Here is a 22,476-nt window from a genome sequence, read left to right as displayed (position 1 = left end):
ACCGCCTTGATGAGCTTGCTATCGGATCGCACAGTTGCCATGACCAGGACCATTTAAGCCGTGATCATCGCTATCGAAAGATATGCGCTATCGGCCCAGATATCATCATCCTTGATCGCTATGGAAATGCCCTCAAGCATTCTTAAAAGCCGACAGGCACAGAAATATCAGCACCCGCAAGATAGTTCTGTTCAACTTCGCTAGCATCGAAAGCTTGGTTGTAAACCGCCACCAGGTCATAAATACCGAGCCAGGGCCGCCCCCCACCTAGCTCATTGGCTAAGGCAAACTGGTACTGGTCATTCCAGTTTGAAAAGTCACCATCAATGATGTTGGAGCCAACTAACTGGTTGTCAACGTATAGCTGAGCCAGACCATTGGCATCGCGGGAGTAGACAACATGGCTGAGGTCCGTCTCGACGGGTGAGCCACTGGAGGTGACAGTTTTTCTGGTGCCATTGTTGCCAGTGGTGGTGGTGCGTAGACGTGTCTGGTAGTTAGCTCTTTCCTGACCCAGGGTAAAGTTGCGGTTGCCGCTATTGGCAGAGAGCGTAGCAATCCTGGCAGGTCCCTGGTGGGTGAGGTTATCGGGCGTAATCCAGGCCTCAATGGTAAGCTCTTGAGTTTGGGTAATCCCATTGGTGAGTTTAGTGGCAGCTTGATTGAAGGCAATCAGGTTGGGGGCATTAACATCCAGGACACCATCACCCCAGCTGACACCAGTCAGTGAGTCGATTTGTAGATTTAAGGGATTACCTATACCAGAGACATCAAAGACGGTATTGCCACTGCCTTCATCAAAGGTGTAAAGACTTAAGAGTCCTTCCTCAATGCGACCGTTGTTAGTGCCGGGTTCAGTGATAGAGACATTGACGGTAGCCATTGATGTACCGCCATTGCCGTCACTGATTTCATAGGTAAAGGAATCAGTTCCTACAAAATCAGCATTGGGAGTATAGAGAATCTGGTTGTTGCTAACCGATGTGCTGCCATTAGTTCCTTGACTAGCCGATATGACCGTTAGGTTATCATCATCGATATCCGTGTCATTGTTAAGCGCCTGAGCTTGAACGGCAGTATTCTGCTCTGTGTTTGCAGTATCATCACTGGCCACTGGCGCATCGTTGACACCAGTTACTGTGATACTCACTGTGGCTGTATCAGAACCGCCATTACCATCGGAGACCGTGTAGCTAAAGCTGTCAGTCCCGTTGAAGTTGGCATTAGGCGTATAACGTACCTGATTGCCGATAATGGTCGTGGTACCGTTGTTGCCGGGGAGTACAGAATCCAGGCTCAAGCTATCGTTATCTGGATCTGTATCATTTGATAGGACATCCAGGATGAGCTGTGAGTCTTCTTCAACTGTGCCAATGTCATCTGTTGCTGTAGGCAGATTCCCGGCAATGACGGTGACATCGACAGTAGCTGTGTCCGTGCCACCTTGGCCGTCGTTGATTTCATAGGTAAATGAATCGGTGCCTACAAACCCTGCATCAGGGGTGTAGGTAATGAAATCATCGCTGCTATCAGCTGGTGTACCATTATTGTTGATCTCCACACTGCCATTGCTGGAGTTAGCGGCAGACAAGGTAAATTCAGTTTCTGAGGCAGTATTATCATTGGCCAAAACCTGAATATCGACTGGTGTATCTAGGGATGTAGTAACAGAATCATCAGTTGCCTTAAATTGGCTCTCTGCTTCAACAATTTGGAGTACTTGATTCGGATTAACATTGTTCAGCACTTGCTCAATGCCGCTAGGCCACTTAATCCGAATTTCACTGATGGTGTCTTTATCACCTAAACCAAAATGAATACGTTTGTCATCTTGCGTTCTGTGGTGTTGTCCTGCAGCCTGTTGCCTCATTTGAGTAACACCACCGGCTGTTACGTAACCTGTTGCTCCAATACCATCACGATTGGATATGGTTCCTTCTAAATCGATCAAGATCCAGTTATTATTATTGCCGGTGTTTTCTAATAGGCGATAGGTGGGATCGTTGGCATAGGTGGTTTCCAGTAAATCTAAAAAGCCATCGTTGTTGTAGTCTGCAACCGCAGCAGAGCGGTAATTAGTCGTCCCTGAAAAACCCCAAATCAGACTCCGACCGGAACCTGATTTGTTGGGTTATCGAAAAAGAAACGGACTAACTTTCGTAGATTAAACCCACACGCTGTCAACAAGGCATTGATCCGGTCCCCTGATTTGCCGTGGAGGTAATTTCGTTTGAGCGCATGATCATGCTTGGCATGGCCAATGACCGGTTCAATCGCACTGCGACGTTTCACCAACCGTTTGAGAACGCCTGTAAACTTACGGGTGCCTGCGCACCCATACCTCTAGTGTCGATGGATGATAGGTTGATCCACGAAAGCCTTTATCGACCGCTGCTTGCTGAGGAGACTGTCCGGTCAATCGGTGGACTTGTTCAATCGCGGGTTTTAACGTCACACCATCATAGGGATTGCTATGAATCGCATCGGCGGTCACAATCCAATTCGTTTTGCTCGTCGTCACTAGGACCACCTTGCAGCCAAATTCATAGCGTTTATGGGCTTTACCTTTGACGATGCACTCGACTTCAGGCGCATGCACACTGTACAGCTTAGGCGAGTCTTTTTTCGTCTGACGATAAATCTGTTGGGCTCTCATCATCAAGGTGTTGAGGGGTGTCGATAGCGCAGAGACTTTACGGTTAATATCTCGAATCACCCGTCCCAAATAGGTGCGCAATTTTCGTGTTTGTTGCTTAGCCCGTCGATATTTTCGGGCCGCTCCATATCGACTCTGTTGAAATAACACTTTTTTACCCACACGGTCATAGCTTTGACATAATTGGATACCCGCTTTCCGAGCCTCCTTGACTAACGCTCGACGCGCTTTGTCATACAATCGAGCATCGGTCGGAAAGGCAATCGCTTTTGCTTGCACCGTCGTGTCTACATTGACCCGCTTAATTTCGCGTAGCTTGAGCGCCCGTTGTTCTAAGGCGACTTGCAACACTTCTTTGAGGAGCTTTTCTACCCCATCCGGTCCTACCTGCTTGCGCCATTTCACGAGACTGGTTGGATGACACGGCAAGACATGTTGAAACGTCTCTTCTAGCAATACTGGCTACGCCAATCGTTGATATTAACAAGGCACAGAAGTGATATCGGGGTGAAAAATCAAACCTATGCCGAGCTAATTAATGTCGACACAGCTGAAAACTTATAAATTAACTGGGGTGGTAGGATTCGAACCTACGAATGACGGGACCAAAACCCGCTGCCTTACCGCTTGGCCACACCCCAATAAGGAGATATGAGCTAGACCTATCAGTGCAAAGTCAACATTGATTGCCAGCCAATGTATATTAACAGCTTTTAGCATTGTAGTGTCAATAACTATGTGGATTTTTTTTCGAAGGCTGTGTTCATCATGTTGAGAACCGCAGCCTTCTGATTAAGCTGAGTGCAGAACCTTAGGATGTTGACAAAGATCGTCCGCGCCAAGTCCATCCCCAGCCAGTTTCAGTTTTTATGATTGAGGTAAGCGCGATCGCAACCACAATACCGCCACTGAGCCAACCCAACCACCAGTAGCGAAACGGCTGGTTAAATACTCGCTGAGCGGCCCAGCGCATATACACCTGCAGAGCAACACTGCAGACGCCTAACCCAGTCACCACCCACCAGCCAACGCCACCACCAAACAAGGAATTCCATAATCCAGTTACTAAACCCAGCCAGGGCATCACAAAAATCAGGCTCAGGGCAAAGGCAGAATAGAGAGTAGCGCCTAGGTTACGCCCACCTCCTTCATAGAAATTTTTAGTCCAGCCTTCCCATAGCGCCGCAAAGGAACGATACATGCGCACTTTAATCAGGTCAGTACTCAGCAGATACCGTAGCTTCAACCCACTGCCCTTAACCAGCTTCGCTAGCTCCACATCTTCCACAGTTTCAGTTGCCACTGCTCGATGCCCCCCAATCCGATCATAGGCACTACGACGAAACAACATAAATGGCCCAGCAGCAAAAGCAGTTGACGTATCTTTAGGATCATTCACCGCTTCAAAATTAAAACCAACGGCAATACAGCTCATCATCACTGGCTGCACCAACCATTCAGCTAAACACCCACAGATAATGCCCGGACCACAACTTAATAGATCGGCATCATGTTTTTGGCAATCGGTTAGGGCTGTGGCGATCGCATCAGGCTCAAGGCGTACATCCGCATCGATAAATAGCACATAGTCGCCAACAGCTTTTTCCACAGCATTGGCACAGGCCCAAGTTTTGCCACGCCAGGAAATATCAGTCGGTCGGGGTGGCACGGTAAATACTTGCACACGATCATCTGTCAGGGCGACTGCCGCAGCTAAATCTGCTGTATTATCTGTTGATTCATCGTCGGCCACAATCACCTGTAAATCTGCAGGATGAGGCAGATGACTGGCTAAAGCGGCGTCCAAACACTCTGTAATATTTACGCTTTCGTTATATGCCGGAATAATTAAAGAAACGGCTGGCAATGAATTGGGGCTTGTCTGCAGTAACGGCAATCGGGGAGCGGTAGCCAAGGATGCCTGTAAGCGGCGATGAAAAATTGCGATCGCAACCGTCGCTACTGCCAATGCTAAACTCCACAAACCACTCCCTATCCATTGTCCGCTGATCATCAACTCATTACTCCCAAACGCTCGCCCTCTAAATGTAACGTACTGTAAAGCAATGTCTGATTCTAGACTGGGATAACGCTTCGGTCCTTCTATGTTTCTCCAATCCTTACACTTAAAGCAGTTTCGTAATTACAGTGACCAAGCTGTTAAATTTTTGGCACCCAAAACGATCCTACTGGGAGAAAATGCCCAGGGTAAGTCTAATTTGCTAGAAGCAGTAGAACTCTTAGCGACGTTGAAATCCCATCGCACAAGTCGCGATCGCGATCTCATACAAAACGACACCAACAGCGCCCAAATCCAAGCTAGCCTAAAACGGGAATTAGGCATATCTTCTTTACAGCTAACCTTACGCAGAGGTAGTCGTCGCACAGCAGTGATCAATGGCGAAACATTACGCCGCCAGCAAGACTTTCTCGGCAACCTCAACACCGTACAGTTTTCCTGCTTAGATTTGGAACTCGTGCGGGGAGGCCCCGTCACCCGCCGGACATGGACTGACAGCTTACTCACGCAACTAGAACCAGTTTATCTCCATATTCTGCAGCAATATAGCCAGGTACTAAAGCAGCGTAATGCCTTTATCAAACAACAAACCGCAGATCCAGGGCAGACACCTCCCTTAGACCCCACTCAGCTTGCACTCTGGGATGCCCAACTTGCCACATTAGGCACTCGGGTGATCCGACGACGAGCTCGTATGCTACAGCGATTGATTCCCATTGCCCAGTCTTGGCATCAAGCCATTAGTGGGAGTACCGAACAACTCGAAATTTTCTATAGTCCTAATGTAGATGTGGACACCGACGATGCTGGACAAATTCAGCAGGCATTCCTAGAAAAATTACAATCTCGCGCCATGGCCGAATACTACCAGCGCACCACATTAGTCGGTCCCCACCGAGACGACATCAACTTTCTGATTAATGATACACCAGCGCGGCAATATGGTTCGCAAGGCCAACAACGCACGCTGGTTCTGGCTTTAAAGCTTTCTGAGTTGCAGCTAATAGAAGAGATAGTAGGAGAACCACCGTTATTACTTCTAGATGATGTATTAGCTGAGTTAGATTTAAATCGACAAAATCAACTGCTTGAAACCATTGAAGATCGATTTCAAACCCTCATCACCACTACTCATCTAGGATCATTTGATACCCAGTGGCTCAAATTATCTCAAATCATGCAAGTCAAGAATGGCTGTCTAGAAACCTCATAGTGAACAACAACACAGTCACATGAGTCTTCACAGGAAACGTACTACAAAATTAGAAGAAATTCCTCGATAAGAGCCCTACTCTAAAAAATGGATACATAACCCATTTCATCAAAAGTTTTATTAGCAGTGCTCGATCACCTTGAGCATCTCCACAAAACACCAATTCAGCAACGCTTTCATCTGAGCTGAAAGTTAAAACTTTCAGCTCAGACAAGAAAAGTTAACTACACTTTTTGATAAGAAGAGCTAGCTTGAGCAGCTTGCAGAACTTCGATCTGACTTGTAATATGCTGCAAACCTGTCAGCAAATGATTTAGCTGTAGTGACTCCTCGGAAGCATCAAATTTTTCTGTATTACTAGTATTTCCCTGAAAGGAGCTAGGGGTTTCAGCAACAGGGTCATCAGTGGTTTGAGATCCAGCAGCATTAGATTCGGAAGACATTGATTGAGGCTGCTTCACATGTGCTACATCAAATTGCTGTGCAGGTTCTGTCTGCAGCTTTTCAAAGCTAACATCGTCATGCAAAAACGCATCTAGTCCTATCTTATTCAACTGCTTTTCTGAGAATCTCAACTTTTCAAGTGCCGCTTTTTTCTCATCCATCTCCTGTTGGAGCTGATTGATTGTCGCTTGCGTCTTATCTAATTTTTTAGAAGCTTGACGCCAACCGCCTAAAGTTAATACAGTAAAACCAGCACCTAAACTTACAAATGTCACACCACTCAAGTAGGGCAGCGCTAATTCTTGGAAATCACTGGAGAAAAATGACTTGTCCTGAAGTTTTACTTCAATAGAGTCAGATCGGATAGCTGCAATAGGGAGTGTTGCAACTGCGAATACAGCCCCCGCTAAAAGACTAGAAGATAAAAGAGTACTAAATTTCATAACTACCAATCGTTCCTAATAGACCACAATTTAATCGAACGGCTCACGTGCAAGGGTTGCACCAAGGATCAAACCAGTTCCGCAACACATAGAACTACTTATTAGCAAAAGAGAGTTTTGTGATCTAAACGTCTCTACGCGGCTAAGGTTAATAGGAATTAATCCTTCAAGGTTGCAAGTATTCTCTATAATCTGGCTTTAGAAAGCTAAGATGCATAATGAGCTTTCGAAGACAACTTCTAAGTTTATAGCAGATGTCCATTGTTGACCCTGATCCTAATTACGTAATAAAAGATGGAGTACAGCAATGCAATCTTAGGGATCTGTTGAAGTCTGTAGCTGATTTGCAAAGTCTTATTTACGTAATTAATAATGACTATCACACCTTGCTTTCTATTTGGTAGTTTCACCCTAAAACAGGCTTATTCGCCGTAGAGGAAAGTATCCTCTAATCTCTACTTACCTGTCAGTATAGTTAGTTCACGGCTGCAATTGGTTAATTTAACTGTAAAGTGTGGCAGCCCATTATAAAATAATCTCAAATATGCTTTCCTGTTGGGAAACCATATGTGCTTAAACAACTATGCAGCCTCGAATTAGGCATAGTAGCTATACATATCGTTGCTCAAACACGTTGAATACCCCTTCACTGCTCGCTGCCCACCATCACTCACACCACCAGAGTGTTATTCATCTCCAGTGGAGATTGCTACTGTCCCATACTTTAAGTGTTTGAGCCACTCGATACGTCTGTCAATAAAGACATTGCGTATTTTTCATTAACTCTTCGCCCATAGGCTCATCCTTGAAACACCCAGTGCTAGTGTGGCTGTGGCAGATCTTGACAATTTGATGGCTACTCCTGACCTCATCTTGGCTCTGGTTGAGTAGCTCTATCATTCACGTCTGTATATCGAGTTTGAGCGGATTATTTTTAGGCAATATATATATAGTAATCATCTAGTCATTTAGATTCTCTAGAGAGGGGCAGAATTATTTCATAGTAGTAATTCCAGCCTCTTTTTATGTAGCCGACTCTTGATTTTTAAATCAAGCACTTTTCCGGAGAATAAGAACGCTATCAGTATTCCTAATTGGGATGTATCAAGTAAATCTTCAACAAAATTTCTCAAGAAAAATACGGACTTTAGAACAGGTCAATATCTTCATCATAGGCAAGATGCAATTTACTTGTCTAATGCTATCTTGAAATACCTGAGGAATCTACGATTGAAGCGTTTAAGCCTGCTTCGAGTAAGGAGATGAACTAAATTAGGCGAACAATGACATTGGTTAGTTAACTTTAAAGATTAGACAAACAGTATATTGACATTCTATTTAGGTGTATCGTATTGAACCAAGGTCACCACACAATTCGGTGGGTAAACAGCTAATTAAGTAGAAGCATCTTCTTTCTCCTTGTTGCAGTACTCAGTAAATTGCTAGACCAGACTTTAATCTCAGTATTCAGTTATTTATTTTCTGCATTTTATAGATTAACTGTCCTGAATGCTTCGCTATTGATAGATCCTTTTGACATCAGAGGTCCTTAGTTTTCCGACTTCAAATCAAACGGCTAAAGAATCGGCGCTTAAAGCAGCTACCTGTTTAGACGCGGACCATCGATCGTATTTGTTTTTTCAGATTTAGATTAGCGTATTTTTTAAAGAATATGGTTCAATCAACGCCTACACAAAATAGCAACGGTCCTATCTGGCTTAAAATCGGATTTCATATAACATCTGTAGGTTTAGCGTTGGGGCAAGTTGCCCCAAACGTTCTCTTTACAGCCCCTGCAACAGCTAGTCCAGCATCAAAAGAGAATAAGGATAATGAATGGGTCAATTTCACACCCGTAGAAACCAATGATTTTTCTGATCTTAACGATCTACAAATTCTTGCTAAATATTCTGCATTACCAGTTCCTGAAACCAGGCTACAACCAAGCTTTTCTAACTCAGTCTTGCCAGAGCCACCTGTTCGGCAACAATTAGTATCTTGCACTCAAAATTGCAGTAATGCTGATTTATTTGTCTTACAACAGCCCAATACTGTTCCGCCTCGACAAATATTGCCCACGATAACGCCTTTCACTTCATCACAGCAACAAACGAACGAGGCATTTTTTAATTCTGATCAAACCTATTTGCAAAGTCTTATCTCAGGTACCGAAGGTACTTCTCAAACCGCGTCTTCAAGAGCTAATGACTTCTCTCAACTTCCGTCTGGTCAACCGTTTTCTGAGGAAAGGTTAGCCTTTGAAACACCAGCTTCCCCATCAAGAAGCAACTCTGGGTTAATCGATAATCCATTTGCTCCTGACTTCAGTTTCCAAGGTACATCTATTGTCGGCAATGAGGAGTTTTCTGGGCGCGCTCGCATTAATGCAACGTATCCAATCAGTCAAAATCTACTGATAGGAGGGTCTGTCGAAGCAGTTAATGGCACTGCCTTTGTAGATTCTTCAGATGAGGGGGCCAGGCTTAATGAACTTTATCTAGCGGCTTCTTTACCATCTTCTCCAAATTTAAGGTTGATAGCAGGACAGCTCGATTTCTCTTCCTATTTTGATCGTAATAGTTTCGCTAAAGATGGGGCGACTCAGTTCTTTAACGGGGCTTTTCAGACCAGCCCTGCTATCGGATCATCGCTGGGTAACTCTAATCTAGGGGCACTCATCAATTGGAGTGTTAACGATAACTTAGATCTCCGCGCCGCAGCGTTTTCCTCAGACCGAGATTTGAGTGACTTTAATTTTGATAGCTACGCTGGTGAAGTCGCCTATCGCTCTGGCAATGTAATTGTCCGAGGTACCTATGTTTCTGGTCGTGATGGAGGAGCAGATACAGGATTCCAAAACAGTTTTCTAATTGATAGAGGTAATGGACAGACTGGTATTTTGCCAGGTGATCGTGAAGTTTCCTATGGCATCAATGGCGAAGTCTATTTTCCAGAGGCAAATTTAGGATTATTTGGACGATACGGTATTTATGAAAACCAGACTCTCGATCTGAGCGGCGAGACCTTTAGTCTTGGTGTAACTTTATTTGACTTGCTTTCAGACAATGATCGATTAGGCGTAGCCTACGGTCAAACAGTCTCCAACGATTCCCTTCGAGAGATAGAAGGCTCAGTATCACCAGAGGTTTTTGAAGTTTTCTATGACTTTGAACCCGTTGACGAGTTTAGAGTGGGTGCTAGTATTCAGCAAACCAACGGTTTTTCGGACACAGTCTTTCAGTTTCGGCTAGGGTACGATTTTGGCTGGTAGATCTGTTGGCCTTGAGCAAAGAGTAATAGCGGACAGTACAAAGTTTCTTTGATCACATTAGAGTACTGAAAATCATAGGATAGAGAGCTTTTATCAAAGTTCTGCCAGAAGAATGAGATATCGACACCATCTTAAAACTGTTTTTATTTGTGCAATATTATTATCTAGCACACATCTTGGAAATTCGACTCCAGTATGGGCTCAACCAACGACGCCTACTCTTGAAGCGAAATCATCCCAACAGGGATTCTCTCTACTAGAGCAGGGTTTAGTAGAGCAGGCAATTAGAGAGTTTCGAAGAGCATTAAAACGCACGCCACAGTCTCTTGAGGCTAACTTAGGTTTAGCAATGTCCTATGAACGGGCTGGAAGAGATGCTGATGCCTTTCGCACCTACCAAAAAATCGTGGATATTAGCCCAAATAATGTAGATGCACTCAGAGCGATTGGGAAACTAGGAGGATATCGCCCAGAGTGGCAATCTCAGGGAATAGAGGCTCTCTCAACGCTACTACAGAATAGTCCTCAAGATCAAAGTGCGTTAACTCAACGGGCTTTGCTTTATACCTATCAAGGTCGGTTTAGTGAAGCTACAGAAGATTATGCCCGCGTACTACGCGGCAGTCCTTCTCCTGAAACAGTTTTAAGTGCTGCTGAAGCCTATACCTACAGCGGCAACTACAACCAAGGATTAGAGCTGTTCAGACACTATCAAAATAGTGGACGATCCATTCAAGGGAGTGCGACCATTGCCTATTCTCTTGCAGAAAGAGAAATTGGTAATCCAGACCGGTCAATCGAAATTTTAGAAAATGCACTACGACAAAGCCGTGGTGAAAATAACATAACATTGCAACAGCGAGGTGCACTAGCAGCAAGTTATGCAGCTAATGGTCAATTTGAGCAGGCCGAAACTGCTATCGCTCCTGTGATAGGTCGTCAAGATTCTCGACTAACATTAGCCCGAGCATACAATGAACTTTGGCGTTACAGTCAGAACCCGGCTTATGCTAATGAAGCCGCTGCCCACTATCAAGAAATATTAGCTCAACCCTCACAGTACGTAACTATCGGAGTGGCTAGAGAGGTTGCTTATGCCCTCAGTGGTTTACCTGGTCAGCAGTCTTTGGCCTTACAAGTCTATCGTCAACTTACTTCCCAGCAACCAGATGATATTGGGTTGAAATTTCAAAGGGGAGTTCTAGAAAAACAACTGGGTTTTGCATCGATTGCAGACCTACAAAATATTTTGCGAGGACTTCAGTCATCATCCGTTGATATGGGCACACAGAGAAATATCGCCCGAGGTTTAATCCGGTTAGATCCCCCTGAAGCTTCATTATTGCCGTTATACCAAGCCCTTATTGAGAGTGGTCTACAAGAACCTCTCTTGTATTATCGAATTGCCCAAGTCTATCTTGAGAACCAAAACTATCAAGCTGCTCGAGCTGCACTAGCCACCTATGCTGACAGCGCATTAGGGATCAATCGGCAAAGTAGTGGCCTGCTCTTATTAGCTGATATTGAACGCCGCGAAGGAGATTTCGCAACCAGTAGCAATATTTATGATGCTATATTACGCAGTCGACCGACGGATCAGTCCATTACAGCAGCAGCTCTGACTGGATATGCTGAGATCCTTAGGGTTCAAGAGCGTAATGAAGAAGCTCTGGTCCTTTACGATCAGCTGCTTGCACAAAGCCCACAACCTACAACCTCTCAAATTTTACGACGGACTCGTTTAGCTCTCTTGGCAAAGAGAATATCAGAAGCTGAAGCTAAGGAGCTGCTAATGCGCTCGTTTCAAGGAAATTTTGCGGTAGAACGCTCCGACTTTTTTGCACAAGGTGATTTAGCTGTTGACTTAGAGCAATTTGAGTTAGCCGAAGAAGCGTATACCACCCTGCTAAGAGCGTATCCCAATGACACCAGTGGCCTCATGGCATTGGCAGGCTTGTATTATACACAACAGCGCTTAAATGAAGCATCCCAAATATATGAAGATATCTTGGCAGACGATCCTAACAATCAATCAGCTCAATCAGCGCTTGTAAGTTTAACTCAGGGATATCTATATCGACGAGGGTTTCAACCATTTTGGGAACGATATTAAATTAGCTTTTGTTCCGGTGCTATGAGTAACTACTACTCCACATTCAATACCTTGATCCAATCTAGCTTTCGGGCAACTGTTTCAATCGGAATAACAACTCTTTTTGGCTGTTCATTACAATCGACAGGCCCAAGTAGCGAGCTTGGACAACTTAATAACTCACAGTCACAGGTTTCTAATCTCAATAGCCAAAAAGATTCATCCCCATTTACTGCCCAAGGAATCACATCCCAGGATGTTATCACCCAAAGCTGGGAAACGTATCGCCAAAGATTTATTCAGACCGATGGCCGAGTAATCGATCGCGAAGATAAAGATCGTTCAACCTCTGAGGGACAGGCCTATGCCATGCTCAGAGCCGTGCTTGTGAATGATCCAGAAACATTCTCCCAAACGTTGCAATGGGCAGAAGAAAATCTTCGTCGTCACACAGCCGAGGGTATTCTACAAGATAATCTCTGGTCGTGGAGATGGGGACAATATGATGACGGGACATGGGGCACCATCGATAAAAACTTCGCGAGCGATGCCGATATTGATGCTATTACTGCACTGATTTTGGCTGGCCGTCGGTGGAATCGGCTCGACTATCTTGAATTAGCTCAGCTCAAATTAGCAGACCTTTGGGAGTATTCAACACTGGTGACTACCGCTGTTGATGACAAGTCTGGGTCAATGCGTTACTTGTTGCCTGGTCCTGTCGATGCATTTAAGCCTCAACCTAACCAGGTTTACCTTAATCCTAGCTACATGGCTCCCTATGCCTTTCGGCTATTTGCCCAAGTTGATCCTAGGCGAGACTGGATGTCTTTAGTGGAAAGTAGCTATGGGGTTTTAGAAGCATCCTCTGAACTGGCAGCTAGTCAACTGCCTGGTGATTGGGTGCTACTGAACATGCAAAGTGGACAGTTTGAATTGAGCGATGCAGCTATACTACCGTCGGTTTATAGTTTTGATGCCTATCGAGTCTGGTGGCGTGTCAGGCTTGATGCTCTCTGGTTTGATGAACCCAGGGCTAACGCCTATCTCCAAAGTCACTTAACGTTTCTAATAGAGCTTTGGCAGTCGCAGCGCTTTATTCCTGCTCGTATTGCTACATCGGGTACACCTACCGTGAGTTATGAATCAACAGCTCAATACGCGATGCTTTATTTTGGTCTCCAGGGCATTGAAGATAGTATCGCAGAACAAATTTTAGAAGAAAAGTTAGAGCCTAGCTATCAGAATGGTTTTTGGGATAACAACACAGCTTATTATGTTCAAAATTTAGGCTGGTTTGCCTTCTATCCGTTTGAAAGCTTGGATAAGCAATGGCTGACACAAGAAAATAATTTGTCGCAAGCCCCTGCGAGCCAACAAATCACCAGCGGTTCTCTCTAAGTTTCCATTATATGTTTATTTAATTCTGAGCAATATGTCTTTCCTTCAACCTTATAGTTCTCTTAAAAAAGCAACGCTAAAAAGGACTCTGTCCCTGCGACAACAATTATTTCGACGATTATTCCGATCTGGAGTAAGTTTATTTTGTCTACTAGGCCTTGGAATTACGTTACTACTGCCTATGGTAGCAAGTGCTCAGACACCAACAAACAGTTCTCAATCAACGGTAATAAAAACTTTTCCACTACCTAGTAGCAAAATTGAAGAGGAAAATGCAGGAGCAAGTGCTTCCAATGATGCAACAATCCAGGAAGCATCTAGCACAACCGCTGGTTCAACACTAAATGAAGATGGTGAGGGCCTAACCCCCACTTATGAATATCGCTTGCCATTTAATCGAGATGCCAGTGTTGGCAACCGTATTCGCCTAGAAGGCGTTTATTCTGACGCGAGTATGTACTTCAGCCGACCTAGAAACTGGGATTTGACTGATGTTAAGGTGCAGATTAAGCTGCGGCACTCACCTTCTTTAATACCTGAGAAATCAAATCTTGTAGTTCGCATGAATGACACAAGCATTGGCAGTGTTCCACTGGATCGCTCAGCAGCAGAAGTCGCTCAATTTTTGTTTGACATACCTGCAAATTTGATTCAAGACGAGAATTTTCTCAACATGGAAGTTGAGCACAATACGTCTGAAACCTGCACTAATCCCAACGATCCGGCTCTTTGGACAGAGATTTTGCCAGACTCAGAGTTCTTGTTTAAGTTTAAGACTAAGAACTTTATGGCTGATTTTAATCAGTACCCCTATCCGTTCTTTGATGATTTGAGCCTGGATGACACTAAACTGGCTTATCTACGCCCCAAAACCTACAGTGAAAAATGGTTGACAACCGCCGCACGTTATCAAGCATCAATCGGGCGTCTTGCCGAATACCGACCGTTGACCGCTAGATTGGTCAATTCAGCAGATGACCTAGACTGGAATGAGCGTCTGGTCGTTATCGGTACACCTGCTGAACAATCTATTTTGACTTCTCTGGACTTGCCTTTTAGTCTATCGGCAAATAAGCTCCTGGATGGAGATGGCAACCCACTCAAAGGAGAGGTCGGTATCTTAGCTCAAACAGCGGATCCTGATACAGGTAACCCTATTCTGGTAGCTACAGGTAACAGTGAGGAAGGCGTTCAGCTTGCTATACAATTCTTGGTTCAGTCCCAGGAACAAACAATTGGAGCAGGGCAAGCCTTACTAGTCGAGAGTTTAGCTGAGACTACCTCGCCTGATGAGCACAATTGGCCTGGTTATCTCCCCCAGGAGAAAGAGTTTGTACTCAGCGCTCTCCAGGACGAGCATGGCAACCTGTTTGAGGATACAACGGTTCGAGGGACAAATGCTCCACCGGTTCGAATTGACTTCCGGGCATTACCCGACAGCCAATTTAGCCGCGGTAGCAACCTTAAGCTTCACTACAGCCATACATCCCAGATTAATCCACGTACGTCTTCCATCGAGGTTATCCTGGACGATGTGACAATTGGTTCTAAGCCACTGTCTACAAAAAATCATAGTAATCAGACGTATCAGATTGATTTGCCCCCTCACCTGATGAAGCCTGATTCTGAGCTACGGGTGCAATTTACGATGAATCCTCAAGATTCAACCGTATGTGGCATGGCTGCTCAAAAACAGCTCTGGGGAACATTGCACAATGATACGAGCTTCCAACTCTCTCGTTATATCGTTGCTCAATTACCCGATTTAGAACTGTTTCGCGTCGGCTATCCATTCACGGCCCCGCAGGATCTCTCAAAAACTGCGATCGCACTTCCCGATAACCCTTCCCAAGCTGAGATAGAAACCTTGCTCGCCTTAAGTGGCCGACTAGGCAAACTATCAAAGGCCGAGAGCATTGAACTCAATGTTTATAAAAACAGCTCAATCCCTGGCGCAGACAGAAGTAAGTTTCACTGGGTTGGCATCGGTTTGCGGGAACAATTCCCATTTTCAGAAGCCTTTAATGCCAATGGATTCAGACTATTTGCCCAGTTCAGACGTCAGTGGAAAGACAACCAGATTCAGAGTATTCAAGACAATGAAGGCGTAATCAAAGCAGTCCTGTCACCCTGGAGTAATGAGCACATTCTTCTAGCCTTAAGTGCTCAGACAGAGGCTGGACTGAGAGAGGTACAAGATGCCCTGGATCTTGAACCTTTGTTCCTGGCACTCAATGGAGACACCACTCTAATTGGACGCAAGGTGCCAAATCCTTCTCCCTATGACCGGAAGGACTACAACATGCGTTTTCTAGACGAATCTGCTAAGCGACAAATTGTTGATGCAGGTGTGATTCAACGCAGTTCACTCTTTTTAGAGAATCACTGGTGGACATTACCCATTGGCATTATCATCATGGCCCTGCCACTCTACAGCATTTCACAGCTTTATCTCAATCGTCTCTCTGATCCTGAATAACCCTAATGTCTCCCGCTAAAACTAATTCCTATCAGCCTTCCCTCATTCAGGGGTTGCTACAGCTGCCCCATGTGTTTGAAAAAGTTCTCTCCCCTTTTGGTAAATGGCCACTGCTCGGACTGATTACGATGTGTCTGGTGGCATCCATACCACTGATCACGACTCCGCTTGAAGTTTGGCAACAAGGTATCGTCGCTATTTTTTTAACCCTATTGGGTTGGGCAATCGTATGGCTTGAAAATCAGCGACCGCAAAAGCAAGCCAGTGAAGCATTACATCTTTTCATGGCTTGGATCAGCATTGTGGTGACGCTACGGTATCTGTACTACCGTGTTAACTACACCCTCAATCTGGACGGTTGGGTGAACGGGTTCTTTAGCCTACTGCTGTTTGTTGCTGAGCTGTATGCGATTGGTACTCTGATACTGTCTTATTTTCAGACATTAAGGATTCGCGATCGCACCCCCATCGATATCAGTACCATTCCACAACAACAGTGGCTAAAGGTTGATGTCTACATTCCCACCTATAACGAAGATGTCAACATTGTTCGTAAAACAGCTCTGGCTGCTCTGGCGCTAGATTATCCAAAAGATAAGAAGACCATCTATATTCTTGATGATGGTCGTAAGTATCCAGAACGGCGTAAACAGCTCTCTAGAATGTGTAAGGAACTGGGCTGTACTTTACTCACGCGTCCCAATAACAACCATGCCAAAGCAGGTAACATTAACACGGCTCTAAAACGTACCCATGGCGATTTGGTCCTCATTCTTGATTGCGACCATATTCCCGCCAAACCCCTTCTCAAAAATACAGTCGGCTTCTTTTCAGATCCCAAAGTAGCTTTAGTGCAAACACCTCACTGGTTTTATAATCCCGATCCGTTTGAGCGCAATTTGCTGACTCGGGGTCGGGTACCCGTAGCCAATGAGTTGTTCTATAAGGTGATTCAAAAAGGGAACGATTTTTGGAACGCCGCTTTCTTTTGCGGATCAGCTGCCGTTGTACGTAAAAAACCCCTATTGGAAGTGGGTGGCATCGCTGTTGAGACCGTTACCGAAGATTGCCATACCTCATTAAGGCTCCACTCCAAAAAATACAAATCAATCTATTACGACAAGATTATGGTGGCCGGGCTTGCCCCTGAAACCTTTGCTTCTTACGTAGGGCAACAGGTTCGCTGGGCAAGGGGCATGGCTCAAATCCTTCGTATTGAAAACCCATTATTTAACCCCAAACTCAAGTTATCATTTGCACAAAGACTGTGCTATTTTTCAGCAACAAGCCACTTCTTTTTTGGGTTCCCACGTCTTTTATATGCCCTTGCTCCTGTCCTCTATTTGCTGTTGGGGATTAACCTAATTCGAGGAATAGGTCTTGAGACCTTAGCCTACGCATTACCCCATATTGTATTGGCCATGTATGCCAACTACATCACCCAAAAGCAAGTACGTTTCTCTTTTTGGAACGAAATCTTTGAATATGCCCTAGCATTTCAAAACGGTATCGTTACCTTGATGGCTTTGATCAACCCAAAGCTTGGCAGTTTTAACGTAACAGATAAGGGTGTATCGGTAACTAAGCGAGTCTTTGACTGGAACTCTTCCCGCGCCACCTTAGTGATGGTAGCACTCCTGGTCACCTCTTTACTCGCTGTCCCCTTCTGGTTAGCGATCAATCCAAACGTTACTGAAGCCGTTCTCATTAATGCAGGATGGTGTGTTTTTAATCTCATCCTGTTAGTGGCCTCATTACTGGTTGCCTATGAACAACCACAAGTACGAGACGCGCATCGTCTGAATCGTGAACTAGATATTGCCATTCACAACCATGGCCAATACCAAGACTTAGTGGGTAAAACCATTAACATTAGTGAAACAGGTGCACTACTCTCCTTGAGCAATTGGCCAAACCTGCCCGATCGCCTAACCTTGCAGATTTGGGGAGATTCAGATTCGACCGTGTGTATTGAGGCTAAGGTGCATCGAGTCAAGGTTGTCAAAGATAACGAAGTCACCGTGGCTGTGGAATTTGTTGACATGACCCAGGAACAGTGGGAAATGCTGATACTGGTTATCTATGCCGATGTCAATGAATGGTACTCCCAAAGCAGACCTCACCCCGATAATCTTTTAAAGTCGGTGCAGTTTGTATTTACCGCTCTTTCCAGAGCATTTAGAGAACCTAAAGCAGCCAAAGCAACTGTTGTTCAAAAACAGGTCAATATTCCTACCGAAGTCTACTGGGAAGGACATTTTTACCCAGCCATCATTACCGCAGCAAGTTCTCGCCATCTCAAACTAGAGATGCCAGATACAATTCTCCACGGTAGCGACTACATTCAGCAGAATCAGCCACCTGTTGGCTTATTAATCAGAAGCGGAAATAATAATCATGCCCCCATGAAGCTGCTAGCTCAGCTGATCTCAGTTGAAGCTTCTGCATCGGGTTCAGCCGCCTGGGAAGATGAGAAAGTGACTGTTGAACTGTCTTTTCCGACAACGCTTGATAAGGTGCAACGCAAGAAGATTGATTATCTATTGAAATCCTCCAGCGTTACACCAGAGATGTCGCCCAAATATAGCTAAAGCAACAGCATCATTCTTGTCAGCTCGACCCGTGTCTGTAGCCAACTGACACTGAATAACCCCCTCTCTCTAAGACAGGATTTTAACTGCCTTAGAGAGTTTTTTCAGGGCTTCATCCACATCAGCGGCGCTCACAATCAACGGTGGAACAAATCTAACGACATTAGGGCCAGCGGGCACCAGCAACAAGCCTTCATTCATGGCCGCTTTCACAATGTCCAAAGATGTCAGGGGTGCATCACCGTTTAGAACCAGACCATTGATCAACCCCCAGCCGCGAGCTTGTTCAAATAACTCAGGATAAGCATCCACCAACTTAAGCAGACCTTGTCGTAACTGCTGTCCCCTGGCGCTAGCATTCGCCATTAGGTTCTCTGACTCCAGGGTCTGACACACCGCCAGGGCTACACCACAGACAAAGGGATTTCCGCCATAGGTGCTAGCATGTTCGCCCGGTCCCAGCACATCACAGCTAGATTTGCACATCATTGCACCAATAGGCACACCGCCACCTAACCCTTTAGCTACGGTAATAACATCGGGCTCAATCCCCAGGTTCCCATATCCCCATACTTTTCCAGTACGGCCCACGCCCACCTGCACTTCATCCAAGATCAACAGGATTTTATGCTGGTCGCACAGTTGTCGTACCCGTTGGAAATATTCAACATTACCAGGATTCACACCACCTTCTCCTTGTAAGGCTTCAAGCAGAATGGCAGCCACACGAGGTCCGCTAGCATTAAGGGATGCGATCGCACCCTCCAACGCATCGCCATCATTAAACGGGACATAGTGGAACCCAGGCACAAGTGGCGAAAAGCTCTTCTGATACTTAGGCTGTCCAGTCGCCGTAATCGTGGCTAGGGTACGCCCATGGAAGCTAGCCTTGGCGGTAATAACCACGGGCTCATCAATGCCCAGCTCAGTGTGGCCATACTTACGGGCCAGCTTGATCGCCCCTTCATTGGCCTCAGCACCTGAGTTACAGAAAAATACTCGATCAGCACAGGAATGTTCCGTCAGCCACTGGGCTAATGCGCCTTGTTCTGGAATGTAATAGAGATTCGACACATGGTGTAGTTTCTGGATTTGTTGGGTCACTGCCTCCACCATGATTGGATGGGCATGGCCTAATGTGCAGGTGGCAATGCCCGCCACAAAGTCTAAATACTCATGACCTTGGTCATCCCATACACGACAGCCTGCACCTCGGGTCAATGCCAATGGAAACCGACCATAGGTGGTCATCACATGACTATCAAACACCTCTGGCCGAAAACCTTTTCCAGCTTTTGTACCAGCACCAAAGACTTTGAGAGGATTCTTAACAAGCTGTTTTAGACTAACCACGGACTGACCTCTTCTGTAAGTTTTGAATTTTGAATTTTGTAGAGCTTTGCTCTTCTCAGCTTGCTGAGTATTTTGAGTTGAGCTGTAAAATTCACAACCCAAAACTCAAAACTTAGACTTCAAAACTCTCCAATGTCTTAGGTGATTGTAAAAAATTGCAGCAGCTTTTACCGCTAAATCATTTGATAGATAGTATCAAACTGGACAATATTTTCGATTACCGTCCAGACCGTCGTAACTCTTGCAGTCTCGTCTGTAAACCATCCACATCCACCGTTTGTCCACCGTAACGCCAGCAAATGTAGCGATCAATTATCTGGCGAACTAAGCTACCCTGGCGAAAATCTGGGCGCTGTTGTAATCCTGCTGCATATTCTAAGGGAGTTTGGCTGGCGCGTTTGCCATAGCCCTGCTGAGCCAGAATCCACAACATTTGTTGATAAATTTGCTCCATGGGGGCTAGACGACTGAGTTTAAGCCGACGCTGCCACCGTCGCCAGCCTTGAACCATCAACCATCCCAAGAAACTTAACCCCGTGAAACCCACCAGATACCAGAGGGCGCTCAGTAAACCTCTGCCACTAAAACGTGATAAGAACCGTAGGACTGTGCCAATCACAAACATCAGCACCTGAAACCCACGTCGAATAAATTGGGCAACAGGAGCTGGTAAAACGCCCACTAATATGCGCCATAGCTGCCGCAGGACACTAAAGGGATTCGCACCACTATCATCAGGCGAAAAAAGCAGGCCATCAGGAATCGGATTGAAGTAAAACCAGCCGTGCTCAGGGAAATATACCTCAGTTAGAGCATAGGCATCGGTGTTGCGAACAATGTAAAACCCAGTGAAGGGGTTAAACTGGCCTGTGCCAAACCCGGTGGCCAATCGGGCTGGAATGCCAATAGACCGCAGCATTACCGTCAGCACTGTGGAAAATTGATCGCGGGTGCCTCCGGTGTACTTAAACAAAAAAGCACTGACCAGATCTTCATCTTCTTCGAAATAGGGCAGCTCCGTTTGCAGGGTGTAGTTATCCCGCAGAATCTGGGCTAAAAATGTCGCTTTTTCATAGGGAGTATTCAAGGACTCCTCTGATGTGGCTAGCCAACGCTCGGTTTCTGTACGAATGCGATCGCGAATATCATCAGGCACCTGCAAATAGTGCTGCCGAATCGAGCCATTGTACTCCGTAGAACTTTGATTGAGACGCTGAATATCCCGTACCGGAACCCTGGAAACAATCGTATACGTCAGACCTTCAGGCAGCAACCCAGAGGGTCGCAGGGCTCCTTCAGGATCCATGGCTAGTTCATCAGCTGGAAAGTACACTGAATGGGGAGTATAGAGAACAGGCACCAAGTTCTGAAAGTCCTGCACCATGGTGTAGGTCTGAACAACCTCTTCATTGCGGCCAATGGGCTGCGGAGTAATCGGTAAAAACCGATAGGACAGCGGAGAGCGTCTGAGTTCGGCTAACTCATCGCCACGAGATGCTTCCCAACCCTGGCCAGTGTAATTATCAAAGGCCATAACACGCCAAAAACCTGCCCGTTGAGATCGCACCCGCATCACCACCTGCGGTTCCAACTCACCCCTCAGGTTTTGATTAATCCGTCGGTTAAACCCATAGTAAAAATCAGGATTAATACGGCCCGGCCCATCCTCAGGGCTAACACCAGAGCCCTCTTGCTCCTCGTCTGCATTGCCAGTATTGTTATTGCCTCGCCTCACATAGCCTGGATTAAATATTTCCCTACTATTGGCCTCGCCAGTCACATCAATGCTGCCACTCACTGGAAAGGTTTGAAGTTGATACCCTGGGAATCGCGGCATCGCGATAAAAATCAAAAGCCCCAACGTTACAACTACAGCAATAATGCTCCCGAACTGCCGCAAGGATATCCCCACGGACATCTGCCGCCAGTTTAATAGACCTAATCGAGAACGATAGTCTAAAACCAGCACTGGTAGCGACAGTAAAAGAAATAACAGTAAAAACGGGCCAAATAGAAGCGTTTGACTGATCGTAGCGGCCACCCCCACCAAGATCAGACCAATCATCATTGAGTAGCCCAAATCCTTACGTCGTGGCAAATCAAAGCTATGGAGCACCTGTAAATGGATCAACAATTCAGCCAGCACAATCCGAGTATCGCCAGGGATGCTCACCATCCGCCCTAAAAAAAACGCCAGGGCCAACAACATGCCCACGGCGATCAGAAACTTAGCAGCAATATTTCGACGGCGACGACTCCGCCAGCTCCAGTAAGCGCCCGCAGCACTGAGCGGAATCGCCAGCAGATTCCATACAGACGTATCCGTTACCCCCGAAGCAGCCACACTGAGACTACCGATCCCCACTGTCACCAAACATTGCACCAAAACCCGCAAAGCAATCGAGTCTTCAGGTACAGATGGCGGCAGGGCCGATAGCCGCTGCCGCCATGATGAACTCAAATCTTGAGATGAATTATTAGGGGTAGAAATCGGAGAAACCATACCAGGCAAA

13 protein-coding genes and 1 tRNA gene are annotated in these 22,476 nt (G+C 45.7%); 6 read left to right on the top strand and 8 right to left on the bottom strand.

The genetic code is table 11. The features are described from left to right. Positions 1-142: 142 nt before the first annotated feature. The 5 genes from U2F10_RS30585 to U2F10_RS30565 form a co-directional block, all read right to left on the bottom strand. Positions 143-1,951 (bottom strand): Ig-like domain-containing protein, encoded by a 1,809-nt coding sequence (locus U2F10_RS30585; RefSeq protein ID WP_499874167.1) that lies wholly within the window; start codon positions 1,949-1,951, stop codon positions 143-145. A gap of 149 nt (positions 1,952-2,100) precedes the next feature. Continuing rightward, on the bottom strand, positions 2,101-2,292 hold the full coding sequence (locus U2F10_RS30580) for a transposase (RefSeq protein WP_499874166.1): 192 nt from the start codon (positions 2,290-2,292) through the stop codon (positions 2,101-2,103). A gap of 25 nt (positions 2,293-2,317) precedes the next feature. Beyond that, positions 2,318-3,061, bottom strand: coding sequence for a transposase family protein (locus U2F10_RS30575; RefSeq protein ID WP_499874165.1), 744 nt, complete (start codon positions 3,059-3,061; stop codon positions 2,318-2,320). A gap of 164 nt (positions 3,062-3,225) precedes the next feature. Further along, positions 3,226-3,297, bottom strand: a tRNA-Gln gene (locus U2F10_RS30570). A 170-nt stretch (positions 3,298-3,467) separates the two neighbouring features. Next, a complete protein-coding gene (locus U2F10_RS30565) occupies positions 3,468-4,670 on the bottom strand; it encodes a glycosyltransferase family 2 protein (protein WP_499874164.1) in 1,203 nt (400 codons plus the stop codon). 91 nt (positions 4,671-4,761) lie between these two features. On the opposite strand from U2F10_RS30565, the gene recF reads away from it, so the two are divergent. After that, positions 4,762-5,889: a DNA replication/repair protein RecF gene (gene recF / locus U2F10_RS30560; RefSeq protein ID WP_499874162.1), complete on the top strand. Its 1,128-nt coding sequence runs from the start codon at positions 4,762-4,764 to the stop codon at positions 5,887-5,889. A gap of 224 nt (positions 5,890-6,113) precedes the next feature. Here the strand turns inward: recF and U2F10_RS30555 are convergent, their stop codons facing one another. Then, positions 6,114-6,776 (bottom strand): hypothetical protein, encoded by a 663-nt coding sequence (locus U2F10_RS30555; RefSeq protein WP_163663972.1) that lies wholly within the window; start codon positions 6,774-6,776, stop codon positions 6,114-6,116. A 1,672-nt stretch (positions 6,777-8,448) separates the two neighbouring features. Here U2F10_RS30555 and U2F10_RS30550 point away from each other — a divergent pair. The 5 genes from U2F10_RS30550 to bcsA all read left to right on the top strand — a co-directional run bounded on the left by U2F10_RS30550 (position 8,449) and on the right by bcsA (position 18,610). Continuing rightward, positions 8,449-10,047 (top strand): hypothetical protein, encoded by a 1,599-nt coding sequence (locus tag U2F10_RS30550; protein WP_499874161.1) that lies wholly within the window; start codon positions 8,449-8,451, stop codon positions 10,045-10,047. Positions 10,048-10,159: 112 nt separating this feature from the next. Beyond that, positions 10,160-12,160, top strand: coding sequence for a tetratricopeptide repeat protein (locus tag U2F10_RS30545; RefSeq protein WP_499874159.1), 2,001 nt, complete (start codon positions 10,160-10,162; stop codon positions 12,158-12,160). 21 nt (positions 12,161-12,181) lie between these two features. Then, entirely contained in the window at positions 12,182-13,540 is a 1,359-nt protein-coding gene (locus U2F10_RS30540) for a family 8 glycosyl hydrolase (protein WP_499874158.1), read from the top strand. 181 nt (positions 13,541-13,721) lie between these two features. After that, positions 13,722-16,019: a cellulose biosynthesis cyclic di-GMP-binding regulatory protein BcsB gene (locus tag U2F10_RS30535; RefSeq protein ID WP_163703093.1), complete on the top strand. Its 2,298-nt coding sequence runs from the start codon at positions 13,722-13,724 to the stop codon at positions 16,017-16,019. 5 nt (positions 16,020-16,024) lie between these two features. Next, positions 16,025-18,610, top strand: coding sequence for a UDP-forming cellulose synthase catalytic subunit (bcsA, locus tag U2F10_RS30530; protein ID WP_499874157.1), 2,586 nt, complete (start codon positions 16,025-16,027; stop codon positions 18,608-18,610). A 69-nt stretch (positions 18,611-18,679) separates the two neighbouring features. Here bcsA and U2F10_RS30525 read toward each other — a convergent pair whose 3' ends face one another. After that, complete coding sequence (locus tag U2F10_RS30525; RefSeq protein ID WP_499874155.1) at positions 18,680-19,963, bottom strand: aspartate aminotransferase family protein; 1,284 nt, start codon at positions 19,961-19,963, stop codon at positions 18,680-18,682. 217 nt (positions 19,964-20,180) lie between these two features. Then, on the bottom strand, positions 20,181-22,466 hold the full coding sequence (locus tag U2F10_RS30520) for a transglutaminase TgpA family protein (protein WP_499874154.1): 2,286 nt from the start codon (positions 22,464-22,466) through the stop codon (positions 20,181-20,183). Positions 22,467-22,476: the final 10 nt, after the last annotated feature.

The sequence above is a fragment of the Leptothoe sp. EHU-05/26/07-4 genome (genome assembly GCF_043421015.1).
Taxonomy (GTDB): Bacteria; Cyanobacteriota; Cyanobacteriia; order Phormidesmidales; family Phormidesmidaceae; genus Leptothoe; species Leptothoe turfae.
Note: the sequence above shows the minus strand (reverse complement) of the source record. Positions and strands in the feature narration are given on the sequence as shown.